The sequence below is a fragment of the Pseudomonas sp. TMW22091 genome, from assembly GCF_022496705.1.
Taxonomy (GTDB): domain Bacteria; phylum Pseudomonadota; class Gammaproteobacteria; order Pseudomonadales; family Pseudomonadaceae; genus Aquipseudomonas; species Aquipseudomonas saxonica.
The window spans coordinates 344,678-361,234 of the sequence record NZ_SCFI01000005.1; the positions used below are offsets into that span (position 1 = coordinate 344,678).

Annotated in this window: 14 protein-coding genes; 1 reads left to right on the plus strand and 13 read right to left on the minus strand. The window is 55.3% G+C overall.

Annotated features, from left to right (window positions below):
• Window position 1: 1 nt before the first annotated feature.
• Genes EQV93_RS12505 through pilM form a run of 5 tightly spaced genes read right to left on the minus strand, consistent with a single transcriptional unit; the run spans window position 2 to window position 4,045 of the window.
• Complete coding sequence (locus tag EQV93_RS12505; RefSeq protein ID WP_272492619.1) at window positions 2-1,375, minus strand: type IV pilus secretin PilQ; 1,374 nt, start codon at window positions 1,373-1,375, stop codon at window positions 2-4.
• Window positions 1,376-1,387: 12 nt separating this feature from the next.
• Window positions 1,388-1,915 (minus strand): pilus assembly protein PilP, encoded by a 528-nt coding sequence (locus tag EQV93_RS12510; protein WP_240891665.1) that lies wholly within the window; start codon window positions 1,913-1,915, stop codon window positions 1,388-1,390.
• On the minus strand, window positions 1,912-2,532 hold the full coding sequence (locus tag EQV93_RS12515; RefSeq protein ID WP_146384877.1) for a type 4a pilus biogenesis protein PilO: 621 nt from the start codon (window positions 2,530-2,532) through the stop codon (window positions 1,912-1,914). Before EQV93_RS12515 ends, EQV93_RS12510 begins: the two co-directional genes overlap by 4 nt.
• Window positions 2,532-3,101, minus strand: coding sequence for a PilN domain-containing protein (locus EQV93_RS12520; RefSeq protein ID WP_122785195.1), 570 nt, complete (start codon window positions 3,099-3,101; stop codon window positions 2,532-2,534). Before EQV93_RS12520 ends, EQV93_RS12515 begins: the two co-directional genes overlap by 1 nt.
• Entirely contained in the window at window positions 3,101-4,045 is a 945-nt protein-coding gene (pilM, locus tag EQV93_RS12525) for a type IV pilus assembly protein PilM (protein WP_240891666.1), read from the minus strand. Before pilM ends, EQV93_RS12520 begins: the two co-directional genes overlap by 1 nt.
• A 206-nt stretch (window positions 4,046-4,251) precedes the next feature.
• Here pilM and EQV93_RS12530 point away from each other — a divergent pair, with 206 nt between their 5' ends.
• Window positions 4,252-6,675, plus strand: a complete 2,424-nt coding sequence (locus EQV93_RS12530; protein ID WP_442968885.1) for a penicillin-binding protein 1A — start codon at window positions 4,252-4,254, stop codon at window positions 6,673-6,675.
• A 47-nt stretch (window positions 6,676-6,722) separates the two neighbouring features.
• On the opposite strand, the gene EQV93_RS12535 is transcribed toward EQV93_RS12530, so the two are convergent.
• The 8 genes from EQV93_RS12535 to EQV93_RS12570 all read right to left on the minus strand — a co-directional run bounded on the left by EQV93_RS12535 (window position 6,723) and on the right by EQV93_RS12570 (window position 16,429).
• Window positions 6,723-8,903, minus strand: coding sequence for a lipase family protein (locus EQV93_RS12535; protein ID WP_240891668.1), 2,181 nt, complete (start codon window positions 8,901-8,903; stop codon window positions 6,723-6,725).
• 12 nt (window positions 8,904-8,915) lie between these two features.
• Window positions 8,916-9,698 carry a hypothetical protein gene (locus tag EQV93_RS12540; RefSeq protein WP_240891669.1) on the minus strand — a complete coding sequence of 261 codons (783 nt, stop codon included), beginning with the start codon at window positions 9,696-9,698 and terminating at the stop codon, window positions 8,916-8,918.
• A gap of 5 nt (window positions 9,699-9,703) precedes the next feature.
• Complete coding sequence (locus EQV93_RS12545; RefSeq protein ID WP_240891670.1) at window positions 9,704-10,486, minus strand: hypothetical protein; 783 nt, start codon at window positions 10,484-10,486, stop codon at window positions 9,704-9,706.
• Between the two features lie 5 nt (window positions 10,487-10,491).
• Complete coding sequence (locus tag EQV93_RS12550) at window positions 10,492-11,274, minus strand: hypothetical protein (RefSeq protein WP_240891671.1); 783 nt, start codon at window positions 11,272-11,274, stop codon at window positions 10,492-10,494.
• A gap of 5 nt (window positions 11,275-11,279) precedes the next feature.
• The gene (locus EQV93_RS12555) at window positions 11,280-12,053 is read right to left on the minus strand and encodes a hypothetical protein (protein WP_240891672.1); all 774 of its coding nucleotides are present in this window, start codon (window positions 12,051-12,053) and stop codon (window positions 11,280-11,282) included.
• On the minus strand, window positions 12,050-12,904 hold the full coding sequence (locus tag EQV93_RS12560; RefSeq protein WP_240891673.1) for a DUF4123 domain-containing protein: 855 nt from the start codon (window positions 12,902-12,904) through the stop codon (window positions 12,050-12,052). The genes EQV93_RS12555 and EQV93_RS12560 overlap by 4 nt, the downstream gene beginning before the upstream one ends.
• The gene (gene tssI / locus EQV93_RS12565; RefSeq protein ID WP_240891674.1) at window positions 12,901-14,967 is read right to left on the minus strand and encodes a type VI secretion system tip protein TssI/VgrG; all 2,067 of its coding nucleotides are present in this window, start codon (window positions 14,965-14,967) and stop codon (window positions 12,901-12,903) included. Before tssI ends, EQV93_RS12560 begins: the two co-directional genes overlap by 4 nt.
• A 193-nt stretch (window positions 14,968-15,160) precedes the next feature.
• On the minus strand, window positions 15,161-16,429 hold the full coding sequence (locus EQV93_RS12570; RefSeq protein ID WP_122785204.1) for a malic enzyme-like NAD(P)-binding protein: 1,269 nt from the start codon (window positions 16,427-16,429) through the stop codon (window positions 15,161-15,163).
• Window positions 16,430-16,557 lie beyond the last annotated feature (128 nt).

Here is a 16,557-nt window from a genome sequence, read left to right on the forward strand (position 1 = left end):
ATCAATGGCTCACAGCAATCGCCTGGTTGTTCATGATACGCGGAGTCAGGAACACCAGCAGTTCGGATTTTTTTTCGAGCACAGCATCTTTTCGGAAAAGCCGGCCAACATACGGCACATCGCCCAAAAATGGCACTTTATCTACCACTTTGCTTTGAGAATTTGAGAAAACGCCCCCAATCACAATGGTTTCGCCATCTTTAACCAACACCTTGGCCTTGACCTCATTTTTTTTGATCGGCGGCACATCGTTGATCATGTTGAGGTAGTCGGGTTCGTCCTTGGTGACGATGACGTCCATGATGACGCTGTTGTCCGGTGTGATTTGCGGCGTGACCTGCAGTGACAGCGAGGCTTCCTTGAACGACACCGAGGTGGCGCCGCTGCCACTGGTCTCTTGGTACGGGATTTCAGTGCCCTTGAGGATTTTGGCGGTTTCCTTGTCTGAAGTGACGACTTTGGGTTGAGAGATGATTTCGCCATTGCCGGTTTTTTCCATGGCGCTCAGCTCAAGGTCCAGCAACACATTGTTGGTGATAAAGGCGATCCCCACCCCCGCGGCCTGGCCCTTGACCCCCATATCGACAAACGGGGCGCTCACCTGGCCCGCCTCCCCCGTTGAAGAAGACGGTGCGCCCATGCCGCCAGCGCTCCATTTACCGCCTTTATTGACTGCGCCTCCCCAACGCACCCCGAGGTTGCGCTCAAAGTCCACGCCCGCCTCAACAATCCGGGCCTCAATCATCACCTGGCGCATCGGCACATCCAGTTGCGCCACGATGCGGCGTAACTCCTCCAGTTGCTCGGCTGACTGGAGCGCGATGATGTGATTGGTGCGTTCATCCACCGTGATCGAACCGCGCCCCTCGACGCCTGCCGGGTGAGCGGTGACCGACTGGAATAATTTGGCGATGTCGCCCGCCTTGGCATGATTGACCTGCACCAGCTCTCTACGCAACGGAACCCGATCGGCCAGTTGATCGTACATCTCATGGCCCTGCCCCTCGCGGGCGGCAATTTCGTCAAAGGGTGCAACCAGCAATACATTGCCCTCCTTGCGCTTGCCCAGACCCTTGCTTTTGAGCACCACATCCAGGGCCTGATCCCATGGCACTTGCTGCAAATTGAGAGTCATGTTGCCTTGCACGGTGTCGCTGACAACCAGATTGAATTCGGTGAAGTCGGCCAGCAACTGAAGCACCGTGCGCACTTCAATGTCCTGGAAGTTAAGCGATATGGGCTCCCCGGTGTACAAGGGTTTCGCTGCTTCAATAGGTGGGGGCGCAACGGGACTGAATGGCGCAAACGCCAGTAACTGCTGTGAATTCAGCGCACTCCATAGCGCCAGTCCACAGACCGGGAAAATCCTTTTCATGGTGTACTTCCGTTAAGACTGCTGTTTTAGAGGGATCGTCAGGGACCTTTCCAGCCAACCGCCCTGACCATCCGAAATCACTTCAAACACTTCAACGTGTGCCTTGTCGATCCAGGCAATTTGACCGTTATTGCGCCCCAGGTAATCGCCCACCTTCAGGCGGTGTACAACCCCCTTGGCGCGCAGCAAGGCGTTGCTTTCCCTGTCGTTGGACAACGTGCCAACCAGCTCAAACTGTTCTAGGTCAAAGCCCTCCAGAAATGCCCTGGCACGACGGTCATCCACTCCATCTTCAACCAGGCTTGCTTGCCAGCTCCCGGCGGCACCCTCATGCAACACTTGAAACGGACTGCGCAGGTTCGCCGCGCCATAGACGAATACAGGCGGGCGCACGAGCGGTGGAACCGAAGCACTGGCAGGCTCTTCGTGAAGCTGGGTTACCTGTAAAAATGCCTGTAATTGCGCTGTGCTCTGTGGGTTGTCGCACCCGGCAAGCCCTGCGCACAAGCCCATCGCACACAGCCGGGCGGCCCGGTTCACGGGGTCAGCCCCGAGGTGTGAGCATGGTAGGTTTTGGCAAGCAAGGTCATGCGCAACCGACCATCGCCCGAGGAATTGAGAGGCACCAACGCAAAATCATGTGAGGTGACAATGCGTGGCAGGCTCGAAAGGGTGCTCAGAAACAGGCCAACATCGTGATAACGCCCGACCAGAGACAGTTGCAACGGCTGCTCGATGTAAAGCTTATGCCGCACCGGCGGGGACCACTGAATCTGTTCGATCACCAGGCCGCTGGCCAGCCCCATGCGCGACAGGTCATCCAGCAGCCCGGGCACTTCTGCTTGTCGGGGCAATAGGGTCATGAGCGCTTGATAGGCTTCTTCCAATGCCTGCACGTGCAACCGGTATGACCCGAGGGCCGGCAACCTCCTCGCCTTGGCCTCGAATTCTGTTTTCATGGCCACTTCAGCCTCGCGCTGCAGTTCAAGCCGGGCCATCGAGCCCGCCAGCAGCAACCAATACCCAAGCCCCAGCAACACACTCACCCAGGCCATTGCCACCAGCACCTTATGCCTGGGTGACCAGACTCCCGCATTCCTCAACCCAAGGTCCTGTAACTCAACACTGCGCAGACGATCCAGCCAATGCGACGCCATCAGAGGTGCCCACCCACAGGAACAGGATGGCGGGTCTGAGCGACGGTCATCTGAAACCAACGCTCCTGCCCGCCAGCCGGGGCAGCTTCTGCTTTCACATCAATCAGCACTGGAGCCTCTAACCAATGGGAGGCATCCAGATTGCGCATCAGCTCGGCCACGAGACTGGGAGACTGGGCAGTGCCGGTTATCACGATGATGCTATCGCTCATTTTCACGTCGGTGAAATACACGCCTTGCGGCAAGCTGCGGGCCAACTGCTCCAGAATGATCCCGTTGTCAGAGCGACTGCCCTGCAGCGTCTCGATCGTTTGCATGCGTTCAAGCAATTGCTCACGGCGCACTTTTAACTGGTCAATTTGCTCGGCTCGCCCGTCCAGCTGCACGGTGGCACTTCTGATCAAGTCATTGCGCATCAATTGCCGCTCAACGGCACGGTCGATGAGCTGGTCAAGCGCAAGAAGCCCGGCTACCACGAGCACAGCCAGCGCCAGCAACACCATCAAAAAACGCCTGTAACGCTGTTCACGCATCATTGCCCGCCAGGGCAACAAGTTGATTCTCGCCATCAATCAAATCCCCTCAAGGCCAGGCCGCAGGCAGTCAACAACATTGGGGCATGACTGCACAAGGCTTGAGGGACAAGTGACGGATTAATGTCCATGTGCACAAACGGATTGGCCGGTTGAGTCGGCATACCCAGTTTCGCCTGGAGCCACTCACTCAACCCCGGCTGGCCCGCAGCCGCACCGGCCAAAATGACCCACTCGGCCCTCGGGCTGGCAGCTACCTGTTCAAGGCCGTGCCTGATGTGCTGCAGGGCGGTGGTTTTGAAAGTGTCCTGATCCTGTTGGCCATCGCCGAAGTGAAGTTCAAGCGACTCCATCACCCTACCTTGGTGCAGAATGCTTAACCGCGTGGCAGGCGTGGCGAAATCGACCACGGCCACGGCACCTGACGAAGGCATCATGGCGTCAATTCCTCGCACTTGAGCATGGGACTGCACCTCAATAACTTTGGCCTTGAGCCCCGCATGGCTCAACACTGCTTGATACCAGTCCAATGTTTCCATGCGGCACGCCACCACAAGTACGCTCATCAGCTGCGGGTTCAAGGGTGAAACGCCTTGAACCTCGAAATCCAGTGCGGCGCTCTCCAGCGCATAAGGCACGTGCTGTTCGGCCTCCAAGCGCACGCTAAGCTCGAGTTCATCACCAGCAAGGCCTGCATCCAGCTCCAGGTTTTTACAGATCAACTGGCCGTCGGCAACCGCCACCACCGCATCGCGAGCGAGCATTGCCTGCTCACCCAACACCCGAAGCAGTACCTGAGCGACACTTTTCGGATGAGCGCGGGTCTGATCCTCTGCCAACTGTCTGGGCAAGGGTTCAATGGCATAGCCATGAAGCGTGAATCTGGTGTTCAAACGGCTTAATTCGACAATATTGACAGCGTGGGCACTGATATCAATGCCGACACAACGGTGGCGGCGAGTGGTCAAAAATCCTGGCACTGTTATTTTCCCTAATGCATTCCGTGACTTACGGAGGGTAAAAATTGAGATCCGTTCAAAACCCGTTCTGACATGCGGTCCATGACGCCTATGAGCGAAAAATGCTTATAATGCCGGGCGTTTTTTTCCGCATTGTCGACCCGTCGCACCTGCGCACTGCCCTGACGTGCAAACCCATTTCTTAATCTGGAAATCCAAAAGCCTTGATTCGTCTGCTGAAGTTTTTCGGGTGGTCTTTCGTTGCTGTGTTCTGCGGGCTGTTGCTCGTATTGAGCGGCGCGTTTCTCTATCTTAGTCCTGGCTTGCCGTCCGTAGAGTCGTTGAGAAGCATCCAGTTGCAGATTCCTTTGCGGGTCTACACCAGCGACGGCAAATTAATCGCAGAGTTTGGCGAAATGCGCCGCTCTCCCATCAAGTTCGCCGACATTCCGCCCAATTTCATCAATGCCCTGCTCTCGGCAGAAGATGACAATTTCGCCAATCACTACGGGGTCGACCCGAGCAGCCTGATGCGTGCCGCTACCCAACTGGTAAAAAGCGGACACATTCAATCAGGGGGCAGCACCATCACGATGCAGGTGGCGAAGAACTACTTCCTGTCGAGTGAGCGCAGCTTTTCCCGCAAAACCAATGAAATTCTGTTGGCCCTGGAAATTGAACGCGAACTGACCAAGGACGAAATCCTTGAGCTGTACGTGAACAAAATTTACCTGGGCAACCGGGCTTACGGCATCGAAGCGGCCGCACAGGTTTACTACGGCAAGTCGATCCGCGACCTGAGCCTGGCGCAGATGGCCATGATTGCCGGCCTGCCCAAAGCCCCGTCGCGCTTTAACCCACTGGCCAACCCGGTGCGCAGCAAAGAACGTCGCGACTGGATTCTGGGTCGCATGTACAAATTGGGCAAAATCGATCAGGCCAGCTATGAAGCAGCTATCGCAGAGCCGGTCGACGCCAGTTATCACGTGCCAACCCCGGAAGTCAGCGCGCCGTACATCGCCGAAATGGCCCGCGCAGAGATGGTCGGCCGCTATGGCAGCGAGGCTTACACCGAAGGCTACCGTGTGACCACCACCGTGCCGAGCAACCTGCAAGAGCTGGCCAACACCTCGGTTCACGAAGGGCTGATGACCTACGATCAGCGTCATGGCTACCGCGGCCCGGAATCCCGCTTCCCCGGTAAAACCCTGGCGGTGTGGACTCAAGAACTCGCCAAGCAGCGCCCCATCAGCGGTCTGGAACCGGCCATCGTCACCCAGGTCGATAAAGACGGCCTGCACGTGCTGACCCGTAACGGCGAAGGCCGTGTGTCATGGAACACCATGAAATGGGCACGCAAGTTCCTCAACACCAACAGCATGGGCCCGATGCCCAAGCAGCCTTCCGATGTGGCACAAGTGGGCGATCTGATCCGCGTGCAACCGCAAGCCGATGGCAGCTTGAAATTCAGCCAGGTACCGAACGTACAAGGCGCGTTGGTCTCGCTTGATCCGAACAACGGTGCCATTCGTGCGCTGGTCGGTGGTTTCGCGTTTGAGCAAAGCAACTACAACCGGGCGATGCAGGCCAAGCGCCAACCCGGCTCAAGCTTCAAACCGTTTATCTACAGCGCAGCGCTGGACAACGGCTACACCGCCGCCACGCTGGTCAACGACGCCCCCATCGTGTTTGTCGACGAATACCTCGACAAGGTCTGGCGCCCGAAGAACGACACCAACACCTTCCTGGGCCCTATCCGTGTGCGCGAGGCGTTGTACAAGTCGCGTAACCTGGTGTCGATCCGCTTGCTACAGAGCCTGGGCGTCGACCGCACCATCGACTACATCAGCAAGTTCGGTTTCAACAAACAAGACTTGCCGCGCAACCTGTCGCTGGCGCTGGGTACAGCTACGCTGACGCCGATGGAAATCGCCACCGGCTGGAGCACCTTCGCCAACGGCGGGTACAAAATCACACCGTACCTTGTGGACAAGATCGAAAGCCGCAACGGTGAGACGCTGTTTGTCGCCAACCCGCCCAGCGTGCCTAAACATGACAGCAAAGATGTGCCGTCAGAAGCTGCAGCGCTGACCATCGACACCATCAACGCTGCACCGGGCTTGCCGACCACCGAAACCCAGGCCGTTGCCGAACGCATCGTTGACGGGCGTACCACGTACATCCTGACCAGCATGCTGCAAGACGTCATCAAGCTGGGCACCGGTCGCCGCGCATTGGCCCTAGGCCGCACAGACCTGGCGGGTAAAACCGGTACCACCAACGAATCCAAGGACGCCTGGTTCTCCGGCTACAACGCCGACTACGTGACCACCGTATGGACCGGCTTCGACCAGCCTGAAAGCCTGGGCCGCCGCGAATATGGCGGTACGGTCGCCCTGCCGATCTGGATGACCTACATGGGGGGCGCCCTCAAAGACAAGCCGGCGCACACCCAAGCTGAGCCTGAAGGCATCCTCAGCCTGCGCATTGACCCAACCAGCGGCCGTATCGCCTCACCGGGTACACCGGGCGCCTACTTTGAGTTGTTCAAAAGCGAAGACACGCCGCCGACCAATAGCGAACTGGGCAATAACCCGGCACCGGGCAGCCCGTTGCCCGCTGATGACGGGGCACCTATCGACCTCTTTTGACCCCAGAGCAGCAAGTCGCACGTTGAAGCGCGTGCGGCTTGCCCCGCTTAAAGATCGAGAATATCGCCGTAATACGGCCCAGTATTGCGGGCAAACCCCATGGACATATCAAACTCGGCCATCGACATGCCCAAGGGGGCCATGGCCAGTTGCACCGTGCGAGTGTTGTCGGCGTGGCCCAGCCAACGCTTGAGTGCTTGCGCCAGACGCTCTGGGTGCGCCGCGTGGGTGCCGTATACGTCTTGAGCCGAGACCACGCTGTAGGTCAACGAAGACAGGCGCTTGGCGGTCATTTGTATTTTTGACAGCTCTCGAGTCATGGCTTGAACGGTGGCCCGGGTGATCCGCGGAAAGGGGTCATTGGCCTCTTTGAGATGGCCGACCCGCTGTTTAAGTTGCTCCTCGACGCGTGACAGCATCAACCGCACCCACTCCACCTCACGATTGGTCACCCGTGGCCGAGCGCCCTCTTGTGCTTCTTGCCAGCGGCGTAGCGTGGCCCAGCAATTAGGCACGTAGCTGCTCACCATCGAATGATCACCTGCATCCAGCAACTGGCGCCCCAAACCATCGCGAACAGGCAGCCCTTCATACTGATCAAGGGCCATTGAACAGGCGGCGTGCTCGGCCAATGTGTCGCAGCCAGGCATCCAGAGAATGTGGGAAACCTCATTTCCGCCAAAATTCACCCGCATGAAATGCTGCACCTTCCCGTGGTGGGCGTAGGGATCGGCGTCCATATTGATCATGCCGGCGACATACGCAATGAACTCCGCGGGCACATTCTTAAAGCGAATCGCAGCACCGTAATCAAATTCTGAAGGCTTAAACTTCATCCACGGCGCGGGCACACTGGGCACCGGGTCGTTGTGATTGACCATACGGTGATGGACGAGAGGTTTGGCGGCTTCGACAAAGGTTGAATCCCCCGCGCGGGGGGCGCCGTAGGTGTAGAGGAGGATGTCGTAATTAAAGTTTCGTCTGCGCCGAAGCATTTCCGAAAGAATCAGGGCGATGGCACCGCCGAGGCTATGGCCGCAGATCATCAGCTTTTGGCCTGCGTAGAATTTGTCGAGGTACTTAAATGCGAAATCATAGGCCTGCTTGGCGGCCTCATAAAACCCGCGATGTACTGTCCCTACACCTTCCTCAAAGGGAACCTGAAACGCATCGAGGTCTCGAAGTCCATCGCGCCAGATCTCACTGGTGCCGCGTATCACGATCAAAATGATTTCATCGCTATGCGTCGCAAACGCTTGGGTATCGGTGTCGACTGTATCGCCGCGATCATCCAGAAAATGGATTTTGATGGGACTTTCCTGATCGGGGCCTCGTTGCGGTTTATTTTTGGGGTATAACCCAGGATCAAAGGGCACAACTTCAAAACGTCTGGAATAGGCCACGTCCTCAAACAACGGATAATAGGCCTGAGTTTGGCCAGCATCGACTTTCCATACTTCCTTGAATTTGGCTAGCGAATCGGCAAACCAGTTGCCCGAACTCGGCTCTTCGGCAAAAGAGACAACCGGTACCTGTATGGGATGTTTGTCTGGGGCCTGACCAAACGAGCAATAACTCAGCGTCGACATCAGCGACAACTGATACAGGTTCAGCGCACAGAATTGCGGGTCCGTCGAAAGCATCGGTCGCAACGCCCGCAGTGGCCGAACTTGAAGAACCGTGTGCCGATTACCCGCGATGCAAACGCCTCGCAGGCCGTGCTCCCCCATCAATCGACGGGCACCCGTACTGGGCGGGTAATGACGCTCAACCGCGGGCGGCAAATGTGACACATGCTCGACCAAGTCGCGGACTTCGACTTGGCAAAAGTCGGCGTCTGAAAACTGAGATGTGGGCAGTTCCCGGGGGCAGCTGCCATCTTCATTGACGTAACGGGTTTGTTCTGCTCTGACTTGAAGTGCTGTTATTTTTAAAGGGTAGTCAGTCCTTTCCCGAAGTAACTTGTAGGCCCTATCCATCCCACCGTATGACTCATCCAAGATTAAGGCTATAGGACCCGCAAAGTGATTACTGACCCGACCGATGCCGGAAGAATCTAAAAACCCGTTATAGTTCAGGCCTTCCGAATCTACTACTGCATAAGCCAATCCTGCATAAGGCTTACCAAAGCCAAATTCGTCGACCAACTGAAAGCTCGACTCTTTTGTTTGTAAAGGACATGAGAGCATCCTCCCATTTAAAGCTACACCCTCTTCTAAAGCCATCATTCTAAAACCCTCCTACTCAGTACAACCCGGATAGATGGTGCATTGTTTGCCGTCAGGCATTAGAAAATTGCTAAATCGCTTATAGTCGCCATTACAGAAAGCATATTGATCTTCAAAGCTATCGCCCATACAACGCTTCCAACCGCCAGAAAACTCAACCCATGTATCACCCACAGCAGGCGTTTCTTTGTCAAGTATTGATATCTTCATCTTTATTGTTTTTCCCGGCAGTTGATCTAATGTATATCCCGCCACAGGCCCCTCACCCGTTGTAACCTTGCCAACATTTACATCATTACACCTCAAAAGCTTAACAATTCGCCTCTTCTCTCCTGACGTCTTAAACATCCATCCACACTCGCCATAAAAAGAACTTTCCCCTTCTGTATTAAAAGACCCTACATCAGAATCTTCCATCTTCTCTTTAATAACTACTTGCGCCCCATCAGAACCTACATCTGCGCGCGCTCTGCCATAAGCCGCAAATATCTCAAGCTTGATATTGTAAACAACCAAAGGACATCCTTTGCGAGCCCTGCGAATTTCTATTACCGAGTCAGGATTATAATCTTCGCGCCACCAATAATTAAAAACGAGTGCTAAATTATCCTTCGTTGCGACCCTGCACGTCTCGCCGGGCGCAGGCACGTAGTACACCGTTGCCTTATATTTAAACCCCGGCGGCATATCGACCGTGAAGGTAAAGGTGTTGGGCTCCTTGAAATACCAATAGGCACTGAAAAGCCCAATCAAAACAACGAACACACTGGGTGCGATAATTTTATACTTGGCCACGGCACTCACTCCGTACATCCCGGATAGATAGTGCACTGTTTGCCGTCAGCCATTATGAAATGACTAAAATCCTGTGTGTTACCACGACAAAATGCGTATTGATCTTCAAACCCTTTTCCCATGCAACGCTTCCAACCATTAGGAAACTCAACCCATTTATCCCCCATATAGGGGCGCTCTTTTTTGGCCAGATCAAGTTTTAACCTCACCGTCTTTCCCGGTAATTGATCAGGTAAATACCCCGCCACCGGCCTGCCACGCGCTGCAGGGCGCCCGATATTGACATCCTTGCAGTCGAGCAATTTTCGGAGCACCCGTGTCTTTCCGGAGGTTCTAAAACTCCATGAACACTCACCAAAAAATACACTTTCTCCTGCCTTATCAAATTTCTCAATATCTACTTCATCCAAGCCTTCCTTAATAACGACTTGTGCGGTAGTCGTACCAAAATCTCGCCATGTATTGCCGTATACCGCATAGATATCCAACCTGATGTTATATACCACTAGAGGGCAGCCTTTACGGGTTCGACGAATTTCTATAACCGCGTCTGGCTCATAAGACTTCCACCACCGGTAGTTGAATGTGGGCGCTAAATTATCCTTCGTTGCCACCTCGCACGTCTCACCCGGCGCAGGCACGTAATACACCGCTGCCGAATATTTAAACCCCGGATGCATATCGACCGTGAAGGTAAAGGTGTTGGGCTCCTTGAAATACCAATAGGCACTGAAAAGCCCAATCAAAACAACGAACACACTGAGTGCGATAATTTTATACTTGGCCACGGCACTCACTCCGTACATCCCGGATAAATAGTGCACTGTTTACCATCAGGCATTATGAAATGACTAAAATCTTCTTGATTGCCATTACAAAATGCGTATTGATCTTCAAATCCATTACCCATGCAGCGCTTCCAACCGTTAGGAAACTCAACCCATGTATCACCTATTGAGGGACGCTCTTTATTGGCCAAATCAAGTTTCAACCGCACCGTCTTTCCCGGTAATTGAGCTGGTAAATACCCAGCCACCGGCCTACCACGCGTTGCAGGACGTTCGACATTGACATCCTTGCAGTCGACTAATTTTCGGAGCACGCGGGTTTTTCCGGAGGTTCTAAATCTCCAATCACACTCCCCAAAAAAAGTACTTTCTCCGGCATCACTGAAACTTTCTATATCAATTTTATCCAATCCTTCCTTGATAACGACCTGTGCAGTAGTCGAGCCGAAATCTGCCCATGTAGGCCCATAAACCGCATAAATCTCCAACTTGATGTTGTACACCACCAACGGGCAGCCTTTACGGGTTCGACGAATTTCTATAACCGCGTCTGGCTCATAAGACTTCCACCACCTGTAGTTGAATGTGGGCGCTAAATTATCCTTCGTTGCCACCTCGCACGTCTCACCCGGCGCAGGCACGTAATACACCGCTGCCGAATATTTAAACCCCGGCGGCATATCGACCGTGAAGGTAAAGGTGTTGGGCTCCTTGAAATACCAATAAGCACTGAAAAGCCCAATCAAAACAACGAAAATACTGAGTGCGATAATTTTATACTTGGCCACTGCACTCACTCCGTACAACCGGGATAAATAGTGCACGGCGTTCCATCATGCAAAACAAAACTTCTGAAGTCTTTATCATTCCCATTGCAAAATCCATAAGGATCTTCAATGCCTTTACCCATACAGCGCTTCCACCCCCTGGGAAATTTTACCCACTTTTCGACAACAGAAGGTTTCTCTTCTCTATCAACTGTTATTTTCATTTTAATAGTCTTTCCCGGAAGCTGCTCAGGCAAGTAACCCGCCACAGGCCTGCCACGCGTTGCAGGACGCCCAATATTGACATCCTTGCAGTCGAGCAATTTTCGGAGCACGTGCGTCTTTCCGGAGGTTCTAAAACTCCATGAGCACTCCCCAAAAAATACACTTTCTCCAGCATCACTAAAACTTTCTACATCTATCTGATCCAGCCCTTCTTTAATCACTACCTGAGCCGTTGTAGAACTAAAATCGCCTCTCGCCTTTCCATAGACCGCAAATATATCCAACTTTATATTGTAAACAACCAACGGACACCCTTTGCGGGTCCTGCGAATTTCTATTACCGAGTCAGGTTTATAATCTTCGCGCCACCAATAATTAAAAACGGGGGCTAAATTATCCTTGGTTGCCACCTCGCACGTCTCGCCGGGCGCAGGCACGTAGTACACCGCTGCCTTATATTTAAACCCCGGCGGCATATCGACGGTGAAGGTAAAGGTGTTGGGCTCTTTAAAGTACCCATAGGCTGCCGCCCCAATACCTGCTATCCCTGCACAAGCCACTAACCAGCGCTTCATGCTGCGCCTTTGCCTTGTAATAACTTCGCGTCCTGGTACACCCGTTTAAAGTGCTCACTGGGTTCTTCATAAGGACGCGGATGCCATTGCACGGGCATTTCGAATTCAGGGGTGCTCAAGCTGCTGGCCAATAACAATTCCAGCTGGCGGGGCGCATGCCATCCCCAGCCTTCGGCCTTTTCCCGCTGCTGGCGTAGCCAGGCGAAAGGGTCCCGATGCTCGGCCAATTGCAGGTAGGCAACCTGATGATGGGCCAGCAAAAAACGATGGGCGTTGGTTTCTCGTATGCGCGCCCGTTGCTCGGGCGGCAAAGGCACTTGTAACCATTGCGGTTGCTCAGGCAAAGGGTGCTGACCCGGGGTCGGGTTATCGGCGCTGAGCCAGTGTTCGCCCTGCCAGTAACACAGGCTAATGGCTGGCCCCATATACGCCGGCAGCGCCTCTGGCGACAAAAACGGCAGTGCCCTGCCCAGTACCCGGTTGTCGTGAAAGCGATAGATGCCTTGATCAGGCCGCTGACCCACCAGGATGCGCTCGCGCCAATGCTGTACCAGTGCGGCAAAATCCTGCGCGGCGATGCTCACCAGCCAGCCCCAGTGACGTTCAGGGCTGTTTAACAGTTCGGTGAGGGGTTGGGTGTCGCCGCTGTCGAGCACAATCAGAAAAGGCCCGATGCTGGCCAGTTCAGCGATAGGCGTCTGGCTATAGAGGCTGCTGTAACGGTCATGGGCGCGGCCATTCAAGAGCGCCTTAAGCACCGGTTTCTGATCGAACGTGTCCAGCATCAAGCACAGTTCATGACCCCGCTTACGCTGTACTTCTATCCATTGAACGGGTGACGGCAATTTCATTGCGCAGCTCCTTCAGGCACACACAGGCCGTTTCGACAGGCCTCGCATAACGGGCAAATATCGGCACCAAGGGCATGTGATGCCGTCATCAGGGACAGTTGCGAGGGGGCGATGTGCAGCGGCAGGGCCTGCGGGGGCAAGTCATGGGCGAATTGGCCGGGCAACAAGGGCATGGCAGGTACACCCCGCACTGGCTTGCCGCCTTCTTGGATGGGGCTGCTGCTAAAAATACCGCTGGGGCCGATGACGAGATGCTGACCGCCCGCCATCAAGGTGATATTGGCCCCGGCGTCGAGCACAAACTGGGCGCCTGCCTGAAGATGCACGTGCTGCCCGGCCTCGACTGTCATTACGTTGCCTACACGGGTATGGCTGCTGCCCGCGACCTGCAGGTGATCGCTGCCCTTGATGTGCTCTCTGCGGTCGCATGTGATGGTGAGGTGATCCTCGGCCTGGAGCACGGTCACGCTGTCGCCGACCACCGTGACCTGTTGTTGACCCTCGATGTGTAACCGGCTGTCGTGCTTGATGTGCTGTTTCATATCGCGCTGGGCGTGCACATAGATCAGCTCTTGCCCTTGACGGTCATCGATGCGCAGTTCGTTGCGGCCCCGGCCGCCGGGGGTGCTGCGGCTGCGAAAGACGCTTTGGCTTTGTTCGGCGGGCAGATCAAGCGGGACCGGGTTGATGCTATTGGCCAGGCACGCCGAAATAACCGGAAAATCTGGATCACCTTCGATGTGATTCACCAGTACTTCCATGCCCACTCGAGGGGTCGTCACGACCCCGTAGTATTCCCCCGCCCAACTGGATGACACCCGCACCCAGCAACTGCTTTGCTCGTTTTCAATGCCGCTGCGATCCCAGTGAAATTTCACCCGAACCCTGCCGAACTCATCGCAGTGAATCTCTTCGCCCGCTGGCCCAGTCACGCGCGCCGTTTGGGTGCCTATGCGCGGCTTGGGGTAAATTTCCTGCGACCGGAAGGTGACGTCCGCGGGAATCACCTCAAAGGTATTGCGATAGCCCTGCGTCCATTCACCCGGCTCGCTGGGCGGAGAAACCCGGCTCTGCTCTTCCAGAACCTGCGGCTGCCTGCCCTCATGCTGAACCCGGGTCAGCAGCCAGCGGCAGTTCCAGTCCACGCGCGGGTATTCACTCATCTGCAAAAAGTGCCCACTGCTCAAGATCGGCTGATCGCTGCTGCCTCTGCCCCGGTAGTAACCGGTTTGGTGCTGCTCAAGGGCGATCTGGCATAGATGCTCGCCCCGGGCCTTGTCCTTAAAGCCACCGGGGTAGGTGTAGCTTTCAAAGGGGGGCCCATTGAGTGGGCCACTGCTGTCAGCCTCGAGTGTGCGACTGGCTGTCTGGAAGTCGTAATCACGCTGTACGGTGCGCTTGATGCACTTGCTCACGCCCGCTGCAAAGTGATTGATCGACGGCCCTGCCGCCACCATCCCGTTGTTATGGATGAAAGGCGTGACCTCTTTTAACGGGGTAAACGCCTGCTGCTTATCGCCAAATACCAAGAGGTGGCCGTCAGGCGAATGCTTGAAGTAATAGTGAAAACCCTCTTCAAAACACAAACGCTGAAGAAAATACAAATCGGACTCGCCGTACTGCACGCAGTACTCGCGCGGGCGTGAAGGGGAGAAGGCAGCGAAGGTATAGGTATCGCTGAGAATGCCGTGCTCGCTTAACAACTGTTCGATGATTTGCTGAACAGTGAGGTTCTGGAAAATCCGGTGATTGGTGCGGTGCTCCAGGTAGGCCAGGCTGGGCACCAGGGTCAGGTCGTAGCGGGTCAGCCGGGCATCAGGGCTGTAGCGTTTAACGCTGTGGATCTGCCCGTGAATGCCGTTGAGACGCTCATCGAACGCCAGAAAGGCGGTGTGGTGCATCAAGATCTCGACGTCCAAAGTCGGGTGCTCGCTCACCAGTTCAAGCTCGAAGCAATAAGGCCTGCTGATGGCCTCATGGCCTTTAAAGGCTAATACCCGAAGCTCATGCGGGGAGCCTGGGATTGTCAAACTGAAACGGTGCTGGCGGGCTAATGCTGACATCCTGAATTCCCCCTCGATAAAGGAGGAACACTAACGGACAGACCGGTAGTCACGTTGTAGGGGGATTCTGAAACTTTAAAAGAAGTTGCTAGTTCGGTTCTGCGATTTATTTAAGCAGCGGCTAACTGGGAGCAAAAACCAAAAAGCCCCGACACTTTTCAGTGCCGGGGCTTTGGTTTGACGCTAGACGGGGTTAGCCGTTGAACACGTCATCCACGCTTTTGAGCGGGTAGTTTTTCGGGTACGGCAGGGTCGCAACGCCGGTTTCGATGGCCGCTTTGGCTACCGCATCCGAGATCAGGGTGATCAAGCGCACGTCCATCGGTTTCGGGATGATGTACTCACGACCGAATTCCAGTTTGATGCCGCCGTAGGCGTCACACACTTCTTGTGGTACCGGCAGTTTGGCCAGTTCACGCAGTGCGTTGGCCGCTGCAATTTTCATTTCTTCGTTGATGCGCTTGGCGCGAACATCCAGTGCACCACGGAAGATGAACGGGAAGCCCAGTACGTTGTTGACCTGGTTCGGGTAGTCCGAACGGCCAGTGGCCATGATCACATCGCTACGGGTGGCGTGAGCCAGCTCTGGCGAGATTTCCGGATCAGGGTTCGAGCAAGCGAACACGATCGGGTTAGGCGCCATGCGCAGCAGGTCTTCAGCGCTCAGCAGGTTTGGACCCGACAGGCCAACAAACACGTCTGCGCCGTCCATGGCGTCAGCCAGGGTGCGTTTTTCAGTGGCGTGAGCAAAGACCGCCTTGTACTGGTTCAGGTCGTCACGGCCGGAATGGATCACGCCGGTACGGTCGATCATGTAGATGTTTTCGATCGTGGCGCCCATGCTCACCAGCAACTTCATGCAGGAGATGGCCGCAGCGCCAGCACCCAGGCAGACGATTTTGGCGTCGGACAGGGTTTTGCCAGCGATTTCCAGCGCGTTGATCATGCCGGCTGCCGTTACGATGGCGGTACCGTGCTGGTCATCGTGGAACACCGGGATGTCGCACTGTTCGATCAGTGCACGCTCGATCTCAAAGCACTCAGGTGCCTTGATGTCTTCGAGGTTAATGCCGCCGAAGGTGATGGAGATGCGTTTAACGGTGTCGATAAAGGCTTGCGGGCTTTCGGCGTCAACTTCAATGTCGAATACGTCGATACCGGCAAAGCGCTTGAACAGGACGCCCTTGCCTTCCATTACAGGCTTGGAAGCCAACGGGCCGAGGTTACCCAGACCCAGAATGGCGGTGCCATCAGAGATAACGGCGACCAGGTTGCCCTTGCCAGTGTATTTGTAGGCAAGTTCAGGGTCGCGGGCGATTTCACGCACTGGTTCGGCTACACCCGGGCTATAGGCCAACGCGAGATCGCGGGCAGTAGCGGTAGGCTTGGTGAGCTCGACACTCAGTTTCCCTGGGCGGGGCTGGGCATGGTATTCGAGAGCAGCGGTTTTCAAATCAGACATAAGGGCGTTCCGCTTTTTTGCTGTTGGACAGACGGATCGCCGAGCATACGCGTGTCGCAAAGTCCCGACAAGACTGACCGGTCAGCAGTGTCAAGCGCTTTGCCCTACTACTTTGGACCAAGACCCGC